Genomic DNA, 16,530 nt, shown 5'->3' on the forward strand with positions numbered 1-16,530 from the left:
ATAATGATGTTGATTTATAAATATTCTGACGAAGGAGAACTTCAAAGAAATGAGAATAGCCTATGATACTGTTCTTCAATCTGAGGTATCTGCGTTAGCTGCAAAAAGTGGCGGGTTTGAGCCGTATCGTTACGAGTGTGCCTGCTGCGGAGAAGAGGTACATGTCGCCGCTCCCAACAGCACCAGCAGGGTGCCTCATTTCAAGCATCGTAACGGAAACAATGATGTTGCATGCGAAAACTATCTTGGGCAATATGGAGCGATAAGTATAGATTCTCGTTCAAGAAAAAGCAATCGTGAAAGAGTAGAGTTCTATTATAAAAATAGCAACAAGACGTTTTGTTTGGGACTCTGTTTCAGCGCAGTGGGAATTCAACACTACGAGCAGCAGAATGTTGATTTCGAGATTAGAACTGACGAATCAGAGCCACCGTTCTATACTATACCGATAAACACCCTTTATTTTGCACCCGATGTTCCCACAATGATTTCCTTGAACAAATTCTCGTTTTGCTATTATTTAGCCAATACTCTTAATGGCACAAAACGGAAATATGATTTTTTTAGGTTTGGAAATACGCCTACCTTTTTCAAGGTACAAGGTAACGATAGCGATTTTAAAGCCAAATTAGTACGCAGTACGGTTTTGTTTAATAATGTTCAATATTTCGTTATATTCCAGAATAAAGATTTAACTCCACAAATTAGTCGCTTTCCTGATGAGATGCAGGTAAATGAGACATTTTGTTTCGAAACGATGGGCTTAAAGTTCTTAGGTATGACTTTATCAATACCAAAAAAGACAGATGAAATAGATAGGCTGTTAAATAATTGGGGTTACCAATTAGAGGCATCTGAAACGATTACACCACTGTGGCCACCTGCGCCAGTGATTGATGATGTTAGTATGGTAACTTCAAACAAAGTTTTTTTATTTACGAGTTTTGCGTTACAAGCACATGGAAACATTAATGTTCATTCGACGGATATTTTGGAGGTAAATTACGATATTTCAAGAGTATTGGTTAAGAAAAGAACCAAAATATGCAAGAAAAATGCGGAGATTGTTATTGATAAGGGCGAGTCGCCTATTTATGCTTATAATCAGATTTCTACATCTGAAACTGCAAAAGTTAGTTTCACTATTCCTGATAATGGCTCCTGGTTTCTTTTCAACCGTTCGGGAGTTGGTTCTTTGAAAAACGGACAGGTTGTTTATTTGACACCGGAAAGCGTGATTAAACGGTATGAGAGCAACTATCCTACTCGCATTATTTATCTGTGTCGTCAAAAGGAATTGGTTAATGAAAAATTGCTTGAAGACATTCTCATGCACTGCAAGCGAACGGAAAAACTTGACCTTAACCAGTTTATGTTGCTTGCACTGAACAATACTGCTTCTCAATACATTGATAAATGTAGCGTTTCGGGTTATATCAACTCGGTCGCAAAACAATTTATCATGGAGGAGTTGCTATGAATTACCTTTCTCAACTAACCGAAGATGAATTACGCTATATTTGCTTAGTTGTGCCTTATCAGGACACGATAGCTTATTTTTCAAAAAAACCAAAGGAGTTTGCAAAAATTCGTCCGGGATTTCGAGTTAAGACGATTTCAAAAGATGTGGCAAGTGAACTGCTCTTCGATTTTAGCAGCAAACCCTTTATTTCATATTTCATTGAGAAACATATTAGTGATTGGCTTTCTCAGATAAAAGACCACTATAATAATAGAATTAAAGATGGTGACACAAAAGATGTTGCTTTCTTAAACACATTACCATCCAGTTTTTTCTCCGAGAACGTTGGTCTGTACTTCAAACTTATCAATGAAGAATATTCTGAAGAATACATATCGTTAATGAGTGCGGCTATAAAATCTATCAAAGAAGTAACTGACGAACAAGACAGATTAAGTAAAGAATTGAAAGCTAAGGATTCTGATATTAGGAATCTCCATACTGAACTCAATTCGGCAAAATTAGATTTGGACAGAACTAAAGCTAAGCTAAATATGCGGTTATCGGAGATTGACGCTCTCAAAATCAAACTTACTGACCTTGAAGGACTTAGGATTGCCGCTACGAAGGATAAGCAAAAAATCGAGTCTCTCGAAAATGAAATAATAACTTATGAGAAGGCAATTAAAGGGCTAAGAATAGAGTTGGACGAAACCAAAGGCAGCTGTAACCAACTCGAAGAACAAATACGGGAGGAGTTAGAAAGACAGCAAACTGCCAAATTAAATGAACAGCAATCAATAAAGGCACCGAAATGCCCTAGCGATATTGAAGAGTTCAAAGAATATCTGGGTTACAATCTTAAAAGTATCGGTGCGTCTGATGTCGCATATTATGCTCTATTGAACGCGCATTTAAGTAAAATCCTCTTTCAGGGTGTTCCTATACTTATTAATCGCTTAACAGGCATCAATGTTATGAATTGTGTTGCAAACACACTAATTGGACAAATAACGGTTAAAACACTTGTTTTTAACAAGGATATTTCGAATGAAGAAGTTAGCCGGTTCTTATCTTTGGGTGGGCGTATTGTTTGTTTGGATAACTTTCTTGGGAATTTCAACGAAACAGAATTGCTGCCTTTGTTTGAAAAACATAAAGATAAAATCATCTTTTTGACCGTTGCTTATGATAGAACAATCCATTACATATCAAAGGAGTTTTTGTGTTATTGCTATTATTTCAATGTCAATCGAATCAAGGCGTTAACCGTTAACGCAGTTTTAACCGAAGACCCGTCAACGATTGTGGAAGTCGATTTTGAGCCTCAGTGGTCAAGCGAAGAAAATTGGCATTCTAATTTATTAAGAGAAGTGTTGCGAGAATTAGACTTCCCTCAAAGCCTGGTTGAGCAAAAATGCGCTGCAGTATTTGACGAACAAGATTTATGCCGATTGCTTGCATTTGATGTTTTGCCATACTGTGCGGACGTATTGCAGATTGCCCCATATAATACATCCGAGCGGTTACTCAAATATGCCGGAGATACCGGAAGATGCAAATACAAAAAACTGTTTATGGAGTGGTTTGCGCTATGAATGAGTTCTTAACTGCTATGTCAACTGATATGGGCATTAGCCGTTATCAGAACGAATCTGATGACTCATTCATCTTCAGACTTTGTTATTCGGCATTAGGGCAGTGGTGCCTCCGAACAGCTCAGAATTTGTCAGGTGGAATCGTAGGGACAACCAAACACAATCAGACAATCGTGTTAAATGAATTGCTACAGCGCTATTCAGAACTATTTCCCAGCGTTGCTAATAGATTTATTAGCGCCAATAATCAGCAGGCGAACCTAGCTGTTCACATACGGCGGGTATACGAAGAAACGGGCTATCTTTTAACTGATGATAATAATCGGAATCGTTTAGCTAATTTCGGGCGAAGCATTACAATCGGAGATACATCTCTGTTTTTTGGTGTTCCCAATATGGCTTTTACCGTGAATGGGCTTGGCGTATTTTCAACTCCCACATTATACAAGTTTACTGCACGAGAGTTTTTAATTAGAGACACCTTAACATACGAAGAATACTTTCAATCACAATTTGACATTATAGATTTTTATGAAAGAGACATAAACATTGATGAACTGGAATTTTTCAATCCTCTATCGAATAATGTTCCTTCATTATCTTGGTCAAAGAAAATGGAGACAGATTGTTCAATGGCCCGAAAAAGTGAGATGGGTCCGTTTTACAGAGTGATGCGTGAATCTGATACCTTACTGTTGTTCGCTGAAGAACCTATAGGACCACAAAACGATAGCTTAATATCTTATGAATACAGAAGGTTATATTATGCGCTCAAAGCGCACTATGGTAATCCCTTGAAGGCAAAAGTTGTAAAGAAGGATAGCAAATACTCTGAAATAAAAATTGACGGGCATTTACCAAACCGAGAATACTATTATTTGCTGCTTTTGTCTTGGCCAGTAAATCACGCTATTGACAAAGTTAACTTTTTAGTCAAAAATTGCTTTGTTGCAGAAGTAACAGCTACCCTAAGAAATATTGGCATTGACGTTAAAGGAGGAAATGCAAATGCGTAACTTAAACGGAGTTCAACAATACTATCAGGCAATCCGTGATAGATTGAAGAACTACATAAAATCGGATTACTTAGCCAATAGTGAAACCTTACTCCTTTATGTCGATGACATCCTGGGAGAACGTTGCTCTGAGTATACCAATATTGCCCGCGAGCCTTACATTGAAACTTCGGCGTCCTATAAAAAAATATCCGATGGAATTAAAAACTCGCAGCACATTGAACAGAGCATAAAAGAATCGTTATTGAAGCTTGTTCAAGAGAAACTCGGCATATTTTCCGATCCGTTTGAACACCAAGTTAAATCGCTGGAGTATTTTTTATCTGGGAGAGATTTGTTTGTTTCCACTGGTACTGGTTCTGGTAAAACAGAATGCTTTCTTTGGCCAATTATAGCCAAGTGCTTTGATGAGGCTAAAAACCGTCCTACTGATTTCAAAAACGAGGCGGTGCGAACCCTAATCATTTATCCTATGAACGCCCTTGTGTCTGACCAACTCGCCAGATTCAGAAAAATCATTGGAAGCGATAATTTTCGAGAAATTTTCACGACGGATACACACGCTACGCGCATTCCGCATTTCGGAATGTATACTGGAAGAACGCCTTATTCTGGCGACGCAAAACCAGCTAGCAGCCGTGAATTGGCGAATACATTCCGCGAAAATTATTTGATAGATGAAAACGCCGATCCCAAAACAAAACAGCGACAAAGCAACAATGTAAAAGGGCTCAAGAAAATCAACAAATACCCGGCCAGATTTGGTGAAAACGGACTGCAAGTTTTTATCGAAAACTTGGGAAAGAACATCCATAAGCCAACTCCGTATGATGCTGAACTCATAACTCGATTCGAGATGCAGGAATGTCCGCCGGATATTTTGATTACAAACTATTCCATGTTGGAGTATATGCTTATGCGCCAACGTGAAGCAAACATATGGGACAAAACAAAGCAATGGCTTAACGAATCTGGAGCCAATAAACTCCTCATCGTTTTGGATGAAGCGCATATGTACCGTGGCTCTGCTGGTGGAGAAATTGCGCTATTATTGGTGAGACTGTTCCATCGCCTGGGGATTACAGCCAATAGGGTTCAGTTTATCCTTACAACCGCAAGTATGCCGCCGGACGAAAAAAAAGCGATAGACGATTTTTACTCTGGTCTTACGGGGAAAGAGCCGACTTGTTGTGAATTTTTATTCGGTACAAAGGAGGAGAGCCCAGATGAATTGGAGGTAAAAACGGATATTGATGCGCTGGCGTCGATTGGCTCTGACCAAGTGCAAGGTGATGGTGTAACCGCCAGAATTAAGGATTTTGCCAAAGCTGTTTTTCGTTATAGCTTGCCAAACGACATTAGTAAGGCTCAAGCTCAAGAGTGGCTCTACGATAATCTTCCGAAATATCAAGCGTTTGTTTTGCTGAACAAACTATGCCGTGATGGTGCAAAATCATATAGCGAGATTAAGAAAACGCTGTTTGGGGACAGTGCGAATGCCGAAAAAGCGCTTGACGCTTTATTGGCATTGGTTTCCCTTGCCGCAAAGAATGGAAATATCCTATTTCCAGTGCGACTTCATATGTTTTTACGCGGGTTGCAGGGTCTTTATGCATGTTCTAATCCGAAATGCACCTGTGCGAAGTATTCTGAAAGCGAAAAGCTCCCTTTGGGTAAGGTTATCTCTATCCCCAAATATAAGTGCGAGTGTGGCGGCAGGATTTATGAACTTGTTAATCATATAAAATGCGGGGCTTTATATCTAAAGGTTTATCTTCAAAAAAATGATGGACAACCATATTGGTATGTCTTCCCTGAACGTGGCTTGAACGGTGATGCTAATTCGCTTAATGAAATGCTTCTCTATGTAGTTCCCAAGAACTATCATAAGGGGAAGAACGACAAGATCGGTGCGCTTGACCCCTTAACAGGCAAACTATATACGTCGCCTCAAAACGATGAAAATCTGCTAACCGTCATATACAACGATAACTTCGATGGTAAGAAACAATCATACACTTTTAGCGTTTGCCCAAAGTGCAAGAAACCTATGCCGCTTAAAAAGCCGGTTGACTTAGCCACTAAGGGCAACATCCCATTCTATAACCTGACAAAGACTCAATTTGAATTGCAACCTGCCAAGTCAGAACTGATCAATCAAGGAAAAAAGGTATTGCTGTTCTCGGATTCTCGGCAAAACGCAGCAAAACTTGCATTGGACTTGTCAAAATCATCTGATGCGGATGCTTTTCGGCAGACAGTTATGCTCGCGTCGCTTCTTTTGCAGGTTGATGGTAGAGAGCATTCTTTATCCGACCTATATCCGGCATTTTTGGATGTTTGCATACAAAACAACCTTGCTTTTTTCAGTGGCAAAAGCAAAGAGAAGTTTGAAAACGACAAGCGCCTGTTCAAGGATAAAAAAGGCAGAGCTGAACGGCGCGGAAGAACCATTGACTATACGACAATAGCTGCGGAGTACCAAACTCTGCCGGATGACTACTACGAGCAGTTATTAACTTTCTTTACAGAAAGCCCTCGTTCATTTAAAGATATCGGTATTGGCTTTGTAGCTCCTGTATCTTCTGTTCTTGACGATTGCGTATATGATTTAGAGGATGACGGCTTAATCGTTGATAAAGATGTCCTTTATCAATTGCTTGTGCTATTATTCTGGGATGTTATGGATGAAAGCGCTGCTCTTGGGGAAACAATTCCAGATGATGTTCGAAAAGGTCTGCCCGGACGAAGCAAAAGCCCGACGTTTGGGTTGGACTTCAATTTTTCAAACAAATTGGACAAAGGGCTTATCCAGCGAATCCAAGGGCTATTAAATCTTGATAATATTGCAAAAATCTTAGATAAAGTGCGAGACTTATTTTTTGCTTCCTCATCTAGCAACCGTTACTATATTAAATTAGCCGCAGTGAAAATCGAGTTCACCGATAAAGATTTCACGTGGTATCGCTGCGTTAAATGCGGAAAATTATCTCCATATAAAATTGGGGATTATTGCGGTGCCTGCTTTGACTCAACCGATTTAGTGCCGATTGATGAAACGGATTTGTCGCGCTTTGACTTTTGGCGAATACCGGTTATCAACGCCTTGAAAAAACTCGAAACTATCCACACGATTGACACCGAGGAACACACAGCACAATTATCCCATAAAGAAACTAAAAGCGATACTTGGAGCCGTACAGAAAAATATGAAATGCGCTTCCAAGACATTAACGCAGGAGAAATCGGCGAGGAATCCATCGATGTATTGAGTTGTACGACAACTATGGAGGTTGGTATTGATATTGGTTCGTTAACTGCCGTTGGGCTTCGTAACATACCACCCATGAGAGAAAACTATCAACAACGTGCAGGGCGCGCGGGGCGTAAAAATGCCGGTATCTCTACTATCGTTACATATGCTTCCGGAGGAACGCACGATAGCCACTACTTTTTGCATCCCGATGAAATGATCTCTGGTTCTCCGCGTAAACCTTGGATAGACCGTGACAATTCCAAAATCAGGCAGCGTCATATAAACATGCTGGCGTTGAACGGTTTCATGTCGACTCCGGATATGAAAACCCAATTCGACGGTATTGTTGACATTGGCATAATATCGTTCTGTGAAAAATTCGGCGAAAACTTTGTTGTTTACGCTGAATCTATGGACTTGCCAACCGATATTACTATTTCTCAATTCCGAGAAATAAGCCAAAGCGTTTTAGCTGAAGGTAAGCGCAATGAGTTTATTAACAATGACAAAGAGACATCGGCTTTTGATGTCTTCTATCGTGAAGGATTCATACCGTCATATTCATTTCCAAAGAATGTTGTAAGATTTTTCGTGGAGAAAGAATCTGAACGGGGCAAAAATGCTCCTCGTGATATCGAATATGCTCCCGAAAGAGATCTCGCTGTAGCGCTTAGCGAGTATGCGCCCGGTAGGTTTGTTACAATTGATAAAAAAATATATAAATGCGGAGGCATTTACGCTAATCCCCGCCCAAGAGGCTTTGAGAAAAACCAAGCTGAGTACTATTTCAAGAACAAAGATTACTATAATGACATTTACATCTGTTCTGAATGCAACTGGTTTGGCATTGGGCAAGAGGATTTTTCAACGATGCAGTGCCCATATTGCGGTGCGCCAATTGACCACAAAAAAATGCTGCGCCCATGGGGATTTTCTCCGGTTAGAGGGGATGCGGTTAAATTCGAAGATGAGGATGAGCAGTATACCTATGCAGAGGCACCCTACTATTCCTACGTTCCAGAAGACACGAAAATGGATAAATTCGGTCATAGCAATATCCGTTATGTCAATCTTTCTGATAGAAAAGTTTTAACTGTTAATATGGGTAAAAGTAAGAACGGTTTTAATATCTGTAAAAAGTGTGGAGGCGCTGAGGTTGCAGATGATAAGAACAATGGGGATTTTTCATTTTCACAGCCCTATCACGATAACAATCTTTTATGTCGTCATGAAGGTATGGTGGATACTAATATCTTTTTAGGATATGAATTTTTAACGGACATGTTTATGTTGGACATTTCCTATGATTCCGCAATACTTGTTGGAAACAAAAATGCAGAAGAAAAGAGCATTCTTCGGGCGGCAGTGACAACACTACACGAAGCAATTAAAAAAGCTGTTTCGCTTGTGCTGGATATAGATTACAATGAGATAAGCGGAGGATGGCGGCCAAGGATTAAGTTCGATGGTGACTCTCATATAGAAATGTTTTTTTATGATAACCTCACCAGCGGTGCTGGTTATTCATCGTTAATTGGCTCAATTTTTGATAAGGTACTTGAACGCGCCAGAATAATTTTATCAGAGTGTGAGTGTTCACGAACCTGCAAAAACTGTCTTGATAATTTCTGGAATCAGAGGAATCACCTATTGTTTGACAGGCATTTAGGTTTGCAACTTCTCAACTATGCTCAATTTGGACAGTTACCCGATGAATACGACAACGGCGAGCAACAAGCGTTACTTGGCCCATTGCAAAAACTCATTTCAGAAGACAGAGACACTCCCCAGCCTAATCTTCAAATTGGATTTGAAGTTATTCCTGCTATTCTGAAGAAACCAGAAAACACAAGCACGAGGATTTTCCTAAATCCTTATGATTTGTCGGATTGGTTGCCCAACGCATTTATGACATACAGAAACTTAATAAGCGAGAGGTAGATAATGGCTAAAGCACTTTCGCCGCTTCGCTATCCGGGCGGCAAATCAAAAATATACGAGAAGGTTAAAACTCTTATTGAAACTAATGCGCTGGGAAATAGAACTTATGTTGAGCCTTTTGCAGGTGGATTTGGCATAGGGATTGGTTTGTTGTGTGACAATATTGTGCAGTCTGCTGTCTTGAATGATTTCGATTCCCATATTTATCACTTTTGGCATTCAGTACTTTATAGCACAGATGACTTACTTAAAAAAATTACCGATACGCCCATCACTATTGATGAGCGAGAAAAACAAAAGGCCGTGTACAAAGACAGTGATGCAGATGCTTTAAGCGATGGCTTCGCAACATTGTTTTTAAATCGTGTGAATTTTTCTGGCGTTATTAACGGTGGTCCAATTGGCGGAGTAACGCAGAGCGGCACATATAAACTGGATTGCCGGTTCAATAAGGAAGAGATAAAAAAGAAAATCGAGGATATTGCTTTGCTGAGAAATCGCATTTTGCTATATAACTGCGATGCAAGTGATTTGATTATTAACCGTTTAGAATTTCAAAACAATACTGCATTTTTCAATATTGACCCTCCATATGTTGTTAAGGGGAGTCGACTTTATACAAACTACTTCAAAGAGCCTGACCATAGAAATCTTGAACAGGTAATAACTGAACATCTAGGGGGTATTCCTTGGATTATTACTTATGATGACTGCGAACTAATACGAGATATCTATAAACAGTACTTTGTAACTGGGTACGATATTCAGCATAACGCCAGAGTCAGTGTTCGGGGGAAGGAATTGGTTATTACGAATATTCCAGAGGATTCGTTTGTTTGGTGAAGTTGTTCGAGTTGCATGAATGTTGATATCAACAGAAGTATGGACAATGACCGAAGTGGATTCTGAGGGACAGGTCTTAGTTATTGAAAAAATGAGTATCTGTATATTTTGCCACGTAGTTTATGTTGGCAGAATTAACAAAAAATAGATAGTGCAGAATGAACCTACAACGATCTGACATCAAGGAGCATATATTTATTCCGTACAGCGTTTGCAATCGGATGTGTGTGGCTTTTTACCATACTACAGGAGATCAACAACCAGACAGATCAGCGACAGCAGTTTTGATATTTGCATTTTTGTATTGTAATGAAACTTTTTTCATGAAGCGTTAAAAAATCCGTCGCCTTGACGAAAGTCAAGCGGTGACGGATTTTTTGACGCTTACCGTGAAAATATAAAGATACTCCTTGGTTGGTTACTTATTTCTTCTGGGATTATCCGAAAAACCAACTAGGTAATCTAAAGACACATTAAAATAATTGGCTAGTGCGATAAGAACGTCATAGCTCGGTTTTGATTCATTCTTTTCATACAAAAATATAATTCGACGTTTGACTCCTACAATGTCAGCTAGTTCTTCGGCTTTTAGTTTATTTGCTTTTCGCAAATAATTTAGGCGTTCACCAAAAGTAGGCATAAAATCACACTCATTTCAAATAAAATATCTTGACCGTGCAATTTAAATGCACTATAATAAAATAAAAGTGTATTAAAATTGCACTTTTTAAATAGAGGAGGTGGTGTCTAGCAATACGGCTTTCCCAATAACCCCCGAAAGTGAGGTGAGCAAAGAGAAGCAGTATCGTCAGCCGGCAAGCGGGATACTGCCTGGTTTCCTGTGCCCAAAATGAGGCACGCAATAACATAAGAACACGATTTTATTATACCGTATTTACCAAATTTCGTAAACTATCCGGTTATGTACGGGAGGTTGGTTATGGATATTTACCGGACCACAATCCGTTCCGTCGGGTCCAAGGCCCTAGCCTTTCTTGGGGGAGATCTGTTGATTACCTACTATCCCCAGGCCCCGGAGTCTCTGCGGGATTACTACCTGATTCTTTCTCCGGCGGTACTGGGGTCACCTATACGGGTTGGCGATATCCTGCTGCTCGGCGACCGGCGCTATCCGATTACTGCCGTTAGTCCGGACGCCAGTGAGAATCTAAAGCAATGGGGCAATGTATCGCTGCGCTTTGACAGTGCGCCGGTGGCCGGTTGGTCAGGCAGTATCCATCTTAGCGGAGGCACACCCCTGACGGTGACGGCAGGGGAGACTTTTGGGATTGAGCGGGAGGGGGAAGGCGGGGCTGGACAATCCGGGACTAAAGTTTAGCGTTAAGTTTAGATCTTGGCGAAAAGAGGTGAAAGAAAGTTCCTATGAACAGGTTGGCTAAAGATTCTTTGCTTACCCTGGAATCTATTCACATCGGTATGCCGCAGCAGGACCGCTATGAAGTGCTGAAAGTCTTGTCCGATTCATTAAAAGAACAGGGCTTTGTAACCGATGGGCATTACGATGCCTTGCTGAAACGGGAAATGCATTTTCCCACCGGCATTCCCGCCGGACAGTTTGGCATTGCCATCCCGCATACTGACCCTGCCTATGTCCGGCAGGCTGCGATTGCCGTGGGGATTCTTGCGCATCCGGTCGTGTTTTATCAAATGGGTGCTGAGACGACGGAGGTAGAGGTGCAGATGGTGTTTCTGCTGGCGTTGACCCAGGCGAATAAACAAATTAATATGCTGCAGAACATCACCCGGCTGATCAGAGACGGGGAAGCCCTGGCGTTCATCAGGCATAGTACCAGCCGGGAAGAGATCAGAAACAAGCTGCAAAGCTTTTTGGATTAGGGTCTTATCTGTTTTGTAAGTACGACATCCGTGAAATTTGGAAAGGAGCGTTATGATGGACAAAAAGAAGGTCCTTTTTGTTTGTGCCACCGGGATAGCCACTTCCACCGCAGCAGCCGAAAAAATCGTTGAGTATTGCAAAAGCCAGGGGATTGAGTTCGAGTACAAGCAGTGCAATGTGGCCTCGCTGCCTTCGCTGGAAGGGGAGGCGGATTTGATTGTTTCGACGACGAATGTGCCGTATCAGATTAAAACCAAGGTAGTCAATGCCTTGCCGTTGATTACCGGTTTCGGTGAGGAAGAACTGCTGGCTTCGATAGCCGGACTGCTGAAGGGGGATGCGTGATGGGTCAGGATTTATTAGGTATTGTTCAATATGTGTTGGGGTTTGGGCCTACGGTCATGCTGCCGATTGTCGTTTTTTTGCTGGCGATGGCTTTTCAGATCAAGGTTTCCCGGGCGTTACGCTCGGCGGTGACGATCGGCATGGGGTTTGTCGGTATTTATGCCATATTCGGTATTTTAGTGGATAATTTAGGCCCTGCCTCACAGGCGCTGGTAAAACATAGCGGCATCAATCTGCCCGTCCTGGATCTGGGGTGGCCGCCTTTGGCCGCGATTACCTGGGCGGCTCCCATTGCGCCGTTTGTGATTGTGTTGACGGTTGTAATCAATATCGTCATGCTGACTTTTAACCTGACCAAGACGATCGACATCGACATCTGGAACTACTGGCATTTCGCGTTTGCCGGGGCGCTGGTATACAGTGCGACGGACAGCTTCCTGCTGGGGATGGTTGCCTCGGGCATTACCGCCATCGTCATTATCAAGCTGGCCGACTGGTCGGCGCCGCTGGTACAGGAGTATTTTAACCTGCCGGGGATTTCCCTGCCCACCTTATCTTCGGTCGTGTATTATCCGATCGGCCTGTTGGGTGACCGGATCATTGACAGCATTCCCGGCCTTAAGTCCCTGCATGCCGATCCCGAAACCATCCAGAAGCGGTTCGGCGTATTCGGGGAACCGCTGATGATCGGGCTGATTCTGGGGTTGCTGCTGGGCGTGCTGGCAGGCTATGACGTGAAAGGTGTGCTGAATCTGGGCATCAACCTGGGGGCGGTCATGCTGATCCTGCCCAGAATGGTCAGGATTCTGATGGAAGGGCTGATGCCGCTGTCGGATGCGATTAAAGCCTTCCTGAAGAAAAAATATCCGAACCGGACGGATTTGTATATCGGGCTGGATATCGCGGTGGCGATCGGCAATCCGGCGGTCATTTCCACGGCGCTGCTGTTGACGCCGGTGGCCGTGGTGCTGGCTATGGTGGTTCCGGGAAACCGGACGCTGCCGCTGGGGGACCTGGCTAATCTGGCGGTCATGATTTCGATGGTGGTACTGGCAACCAGGGGTAATGTGGTCCGGTCAATCATCATCGGCATCCCGATCATCATTGGTGACTTGCTGGTTGCCAGCAACGTGGCGCCGCTGATTACCGGCATTGCCAAAAGCATTAATTTCAAATTTCCTGACGGTTATACAGGCCAAATCTCCAGTTTTCTGGACGGGGGGAATTTGTTCCGGTACTGGCTGCTGAAAATGTTTGAAATGAATGTGCTGGCGCTGGTGCTGATTCCGGTCATTCTTGGCCTGTTATATTGGCTGATCAAAGGGGTAAAGACAAATGGGCAGTCATCCGGCGAATCCCTGTAGCCGTTTCCAGGCGTGTGGCGCTGCCGGGAAAACAGAGTACTTTATCGGCGTGGATATCGGCTCTACCAACTGCAAAGTGTGCGCCTATGATGTCCGGGACTTTTCCGAGGCGGCTTGCGAGCGGTTTACCACGCCGCAAGTGACCTGCGGCAAACAGACCGATTTTTTGCTGGACGACATCTGGCATACCTTGAAAAAGGTCCTGGCAGGAATGTTTTCCAGATTGTCCGGCCAAGGTCGTATTGTCCACATCGCGATTGCCAGTGTGGGCGAGTCCGGTGTGCTGGTGGATGACAAGGGGGAGGCCATCGGTCCGGTAATTGCCTGGTTTGATACCCGGACGGAAGAGCAGGTAAGAAAAAACAAAGACCGTATCAGTGAACAGGAGCTATACGGCATCTGCGGCCTGAATGCCCACAGCAATTACAGTGCCTATAAGATCCTGTGGCTGAAGGAGCATGCCGGGGTGGACAGGCCGTGCCGGTGGGTTAGTCTGGCAGGGTATATTGCCTATAAGCTGACGGGGGAAATCCACAGCGAGCCGACGCTGGCCTCGCGGACGATGCTGCTCGATCTGCGGCAGAGACAGTGGAGCGAAACCCTGCTGGACAAATTGAACATCGAGAAAAGTATGTTGCCGGACTTGGTACCCAGCGGGCAGGCGATCGGTACGGTAAGGCCGGAACTGAAAAGGGAATTTCAGGTAGAGTATGAAACGGGGGTCTCTATTGCCGGTCATGATCATATGTGCGGTGCCTTCGGGATTGGCCTGACCAGCAGTGACAGTCTGCTCAACTCCACAGGGACGACGGAAGGGCTCCTCGCACTGTCCGGCGGGGGAGCCAAAGTGGAGGAGCGGCATTGTTCCCATAAGCTTTCTCATGGTTTGTATGTGCTGGACGCCTATACCACGTTGTTCGGATCGCTGCCGGCAGCCGGGTTGTGCTTTCAGTGGCTGAAGGAAATGTTCTTTGCCAACGAGAAATCTTGGGAGAGGATATGGCATGGGCTTGGCAGAAGGATAAAAAACGATTTGCTGTTTATCCCTCATCTGCGAGGCAGCGGACCGCCGCTTAGGAATGTGCAGGCCAGGGGCTTGCTGTACGGTTTGGAGGATACCACCGGCTGTTATGATGTAGCCCGGGCGGTACTGGAAGGGGTGTGTTTTGAACTGAAGGCGCTCAGGGAGCTTATGCATCCCGGCTCTGTACCGGCGGTGAAGGTGATCGGATCGGCGGTACATAACCCGCTGTGGCTGCAGTATAAGGCGGATGTTCTTGGGTGCAGCGTAGAAGCGTACGATGTGAATGAGGCGGTGGCCAGGGGCGCGGCCCTGCTGGCGGCCTATAAGGCAGGCTATGTCGACGAAGCTTTCATTAAGAAACTTAATCGGAAAGTCCGGGTGTACGAGCCTGATTGGAAACAGAACGGCTATTTGCAGGAAAAATATGAACAACTGTATGTTCCCGCCTCTCAGTTAAAAATAGAGCTGGAACAAAGGGAAAGGAGGAAAGAACGGTGATCGTTTCAGCGTACCGGCTGTTATTTGACAGCAACAAGGCCGGACAGGTTCTTGGCGCTTTTAATACGCACAATCTGGAAGTAACCAAAGCGATTATCGAGGGTGCGGAGGAGACCGGCTATCCGGCACTGGTGCAGATCAGTCCTGGCAGCGTGGAGCTGTCCGGCTATGAAACCATTTCAGCCATATTTCACTCCCTGGCGAAAAAGGCGGCGGTTCCCCTGGCTTTGCACCTCGATCATGGCCGAAGTTTTGAAGAGGTAAAGCGGGCGGTGGAGGCCGGGTTTCATTCGATCATGATCGACGGTTCGCAGCTTAGCTACGAAGATAATGTGGAATTGACCCGCAAGGTCGTGAGCTACTGCCATGAACGGGATATTCCGGTGGAGGCCGAACTGGGGGTGATCAGCGGGAAGGAAGATGATCTGCAGGTAGAAGAGCATGGTTATACCGATCCACGGGTGGCCGCCGACTTTTGTGAAAAGACGAATTGCGATTTGCTGGCGGTCTCCATCGGTAATGTACATGGCCTGCGAAAGGATGTTGCGATCAACCTGCAGATCCTGCAGGAACTGAAAACCCTGACGGCTACGCCCCTGGTCATTCATGGCGGTTCCGGTATTTCCCAAGAAATAGTGCGGCAGTTTAAGGAATATGGAGTCAGAAAAGTGAATTTTTCCAGCGAACTAAAAAACGCGTTGATCCGGTCGGTGGGTGAACGGTATATCGCCAATCCGGGTGAATACGATATCGTTTCGGTGACCAAAGCGGAAGTGCGGGCGATTAAACAGGTTGTGATGGATAAGTTACTGATACTGAATTAGTGCTACAGACGATGACCCCTCTTCTTGCGAAGCAGGGGTCAGTTTCATTAGTTGTGCTATTTCCGTTGGAGATAGCACGTTTTTTTGTAAAAATATCACAATTGATTTGAATTTCTTTAGAAATAAGGAAGGAATTTCAATTTTTTCAAAGGAGTTTACAAAATTAATGTAAAATAGCGGTAAATAATGAAATAATTTGCTGAGATCTATCTATTAGTAATAACATGCCGGCGTTACATACAGCAAAGGAGCCTCAGGATGCACCCCAATACCTTAAACAAGAGTAACCATCTCAAAAAGTACCTAACCATGGCCGCACTCATTGTATTCTCTCTTTTACCTACCAACCTAATCTTTGCCCAGCCCGACGATCAACTGGACCGGGAAGAACTAAGACGCCGGACGCAGCAGGAAACCCAGGAACGTCAGAACCGGCAGCAGCAAAAAGATACCTTCTTCCAGGCCGGACAGACCGTTGCCGAAGATACCTCCCTGCCGGAA

13 protein-coding genes are annotated in these 16,530 nt (G+C 43.8%); 12 read left to right on the top strand and 1 reads right to left on the bottom strand.

The genetic code is table 11. The features are described from left to right. The first annotated feature begins 49 nt into the window (after window positions 1-49). The 5 genes from P22_RS07290 to P22_RS07310 are packed head-to-tail and all read left to right on the top strand — an operon-like array spanning window position 50 to window position 10,116. A complete protein-coding gene (locus P22_RS07290) occupies window positions 50-1,480 on the top strand; it encodes a hypothetical protein (RefSeq protein WP_054259570.1) in 1,431 nt (476 codons plus the stop codon). Beyond that, entirely contained in the window at window positions 1,477-3,060 is a 1,584-nt protein-coding gene (locus P22_RS07295) for a coiled-coil domain-containing protein (RefSeq protein WP_054259571.1), read from the top strand. Before P22_RS07290 ends, P22_RS07295 begins: the two co-directional genes overlap by 4 nt. After that, window positions 3,018-4,076, top strand: coding sequence for a hypothetical protein (locus tag P22_RS07300; protein WP_235814583.1), 1,059 nt, complete (start codon window positions 3,018-3,020; stop codon window positions 4,074-4,076). Before P22_RS07295 ends, P22_RS07300 begins: the two co-directional genes overlap by 43 nt. Further along, window positions 4,069-9,273, top strand: coding sequence for a DEAD/DEAH box helicase (locus P22_RS07305; RefSeq protein ID WP_054259573.1), 5,205 nt, complete (start codon window positions 4,069-4,071; stop codon window positions 9,271-9,273). The genes P22_RS07300 and P22_RS07305 overlap by 8 nt, the downstream gene beginning before the upstream one ends. 3 nt (window positions 9,274-9,276) lie before the next feature. After that, on the top strand, window positions 9,277-10,116 hold the full coding sequence (locus tag P22_RS07310) for a DNA adenine methylase (RefSeq protein ID WP_054259574.1): 840 nt from the start codon (window positions 9,277-9,279) through the stop codon (window positions 10,114-10,116). Window positions 10,117-10,534: 418 nt separating this feature from the next. On the opposite strand, the gene P22_RS07315 is transcribed toward P22_RS07310, so the two are convergent. After that, window positions 10,535-10,756, bottom strand: a complete 222-nt coding sequence (locus P22_RS07315; protein ID WP_054259575.1) for a helix-turn-helix domain-containing protein — start codon at window positions 10,754-10,756, stop codon at window positions 10,535-10,537. Window positions 10,757-11,056: 300 nt separating this feature from the next. On the opposite strand from P22_RS07315, the gene P22_RS07320 reads away from it, so the two are divergent. The 7 genes from P22_RS07320 to P22_RS07350 form a co-directional block, all read left to right on the top strand. After that, on the top strand, window positions 11,057-11,455 hold the full coding sequence (locus P22_RS07320; RefSeq protein ID WP_054259576.1) for a PTS glucitol/sorbitol transporter subunit IIA: 399 nt from the start codon (window positions 11,057-11,059) through the stop codon (window positions 11,453-11,455). 44 nt (window positions 11,456-11,499) lie between these two features. Continuing rightward, window positions 11,500-11,973 carry a PTS sugar transporter subunit IIA gene (locus P22_RS07325; protein ID WP_054259577.1) on the top strand — a complete coding sequence of 158 codons (474 nt, stop codon included), beginning with the start codon at window positions 11,500-11,502 and terminating at the stop codon, window positions 11,971-11,973. A gap of 55 nt (window positions 11,974-12,028) precedes the next feature. Next, window positions 12,029-12,319, top strand: a complete 291-nt coding sequence (locus P22_RS07330; RefSeq protein WP_054259578.1) for a PTS sugar transporter subunit IIB — start codon at window positions 12,029-12,031, stop codon at window positions 12,317-12,319. After that, window positions 12,319-13,683 carry a PTS galactitol transporter subunit IIC gene (locus P22_RS07335; RefSeq protein ID WP_054259579.1) on the top strand — a complete coding sequence of 455 codons (1,365 nt, stop codon included), beginning with the start codon at window positions 12,319-12,321 and terminating at the stop codon, window positions 13,681-13,683. The genes P22_RS07330 and P22_RS07335 overlap by 1 nt, the downstream gene beginning before the upstream one ends. Next, window positions 13,655-15,205, top strand: a complete 1,551-nt coding sequence (locus P22_RS07340; RefSeq protein WP_054259580.1) for an FGGY-family carbohydrate kinase — start codon at window positions 13,655-13,657, stop codon at window positions 15,203-15,205. The genes P22_RS07335 and P22_RS07340 overlap by 29 nt, the downstream gene beginning before the upstream one ends. Continuing rightward, the gene (locus P22_RS07345; protein ID WP_054259581.1) at window positions 15,202-16,029 is read left to right on the top strand and encodes a class II fructose-bisphosphate aldolase; all 828 of its coding nucleotides are present in this window, start codon (window positions 15,202-15,204) and stop codon (window positions 16,027-16,029) included. Before P22_RS07340 ends, P22_RS07345 begins: the two co-directional genes overlap by 4 nt. A 258-nt stretch (window positions 16,030-16,287) precedes the next feature. Next, the coding region (locus tag P22_RS07350) for a hypothetical protein (RefSeq protein WP_054259582.1) at window positions 16,288-16,530 on the top strand (243 nt) is incomplete at its 3' end.

The sequence above is a fragment of the Propionispora sp. 2/2-37 genome (assembly GCF_001298735.1).
Taxonomy (GTDB): Bacteria; Bacillota; Negativicutes; order Propionisporales; family Propionisporaceae; genus Propionispora.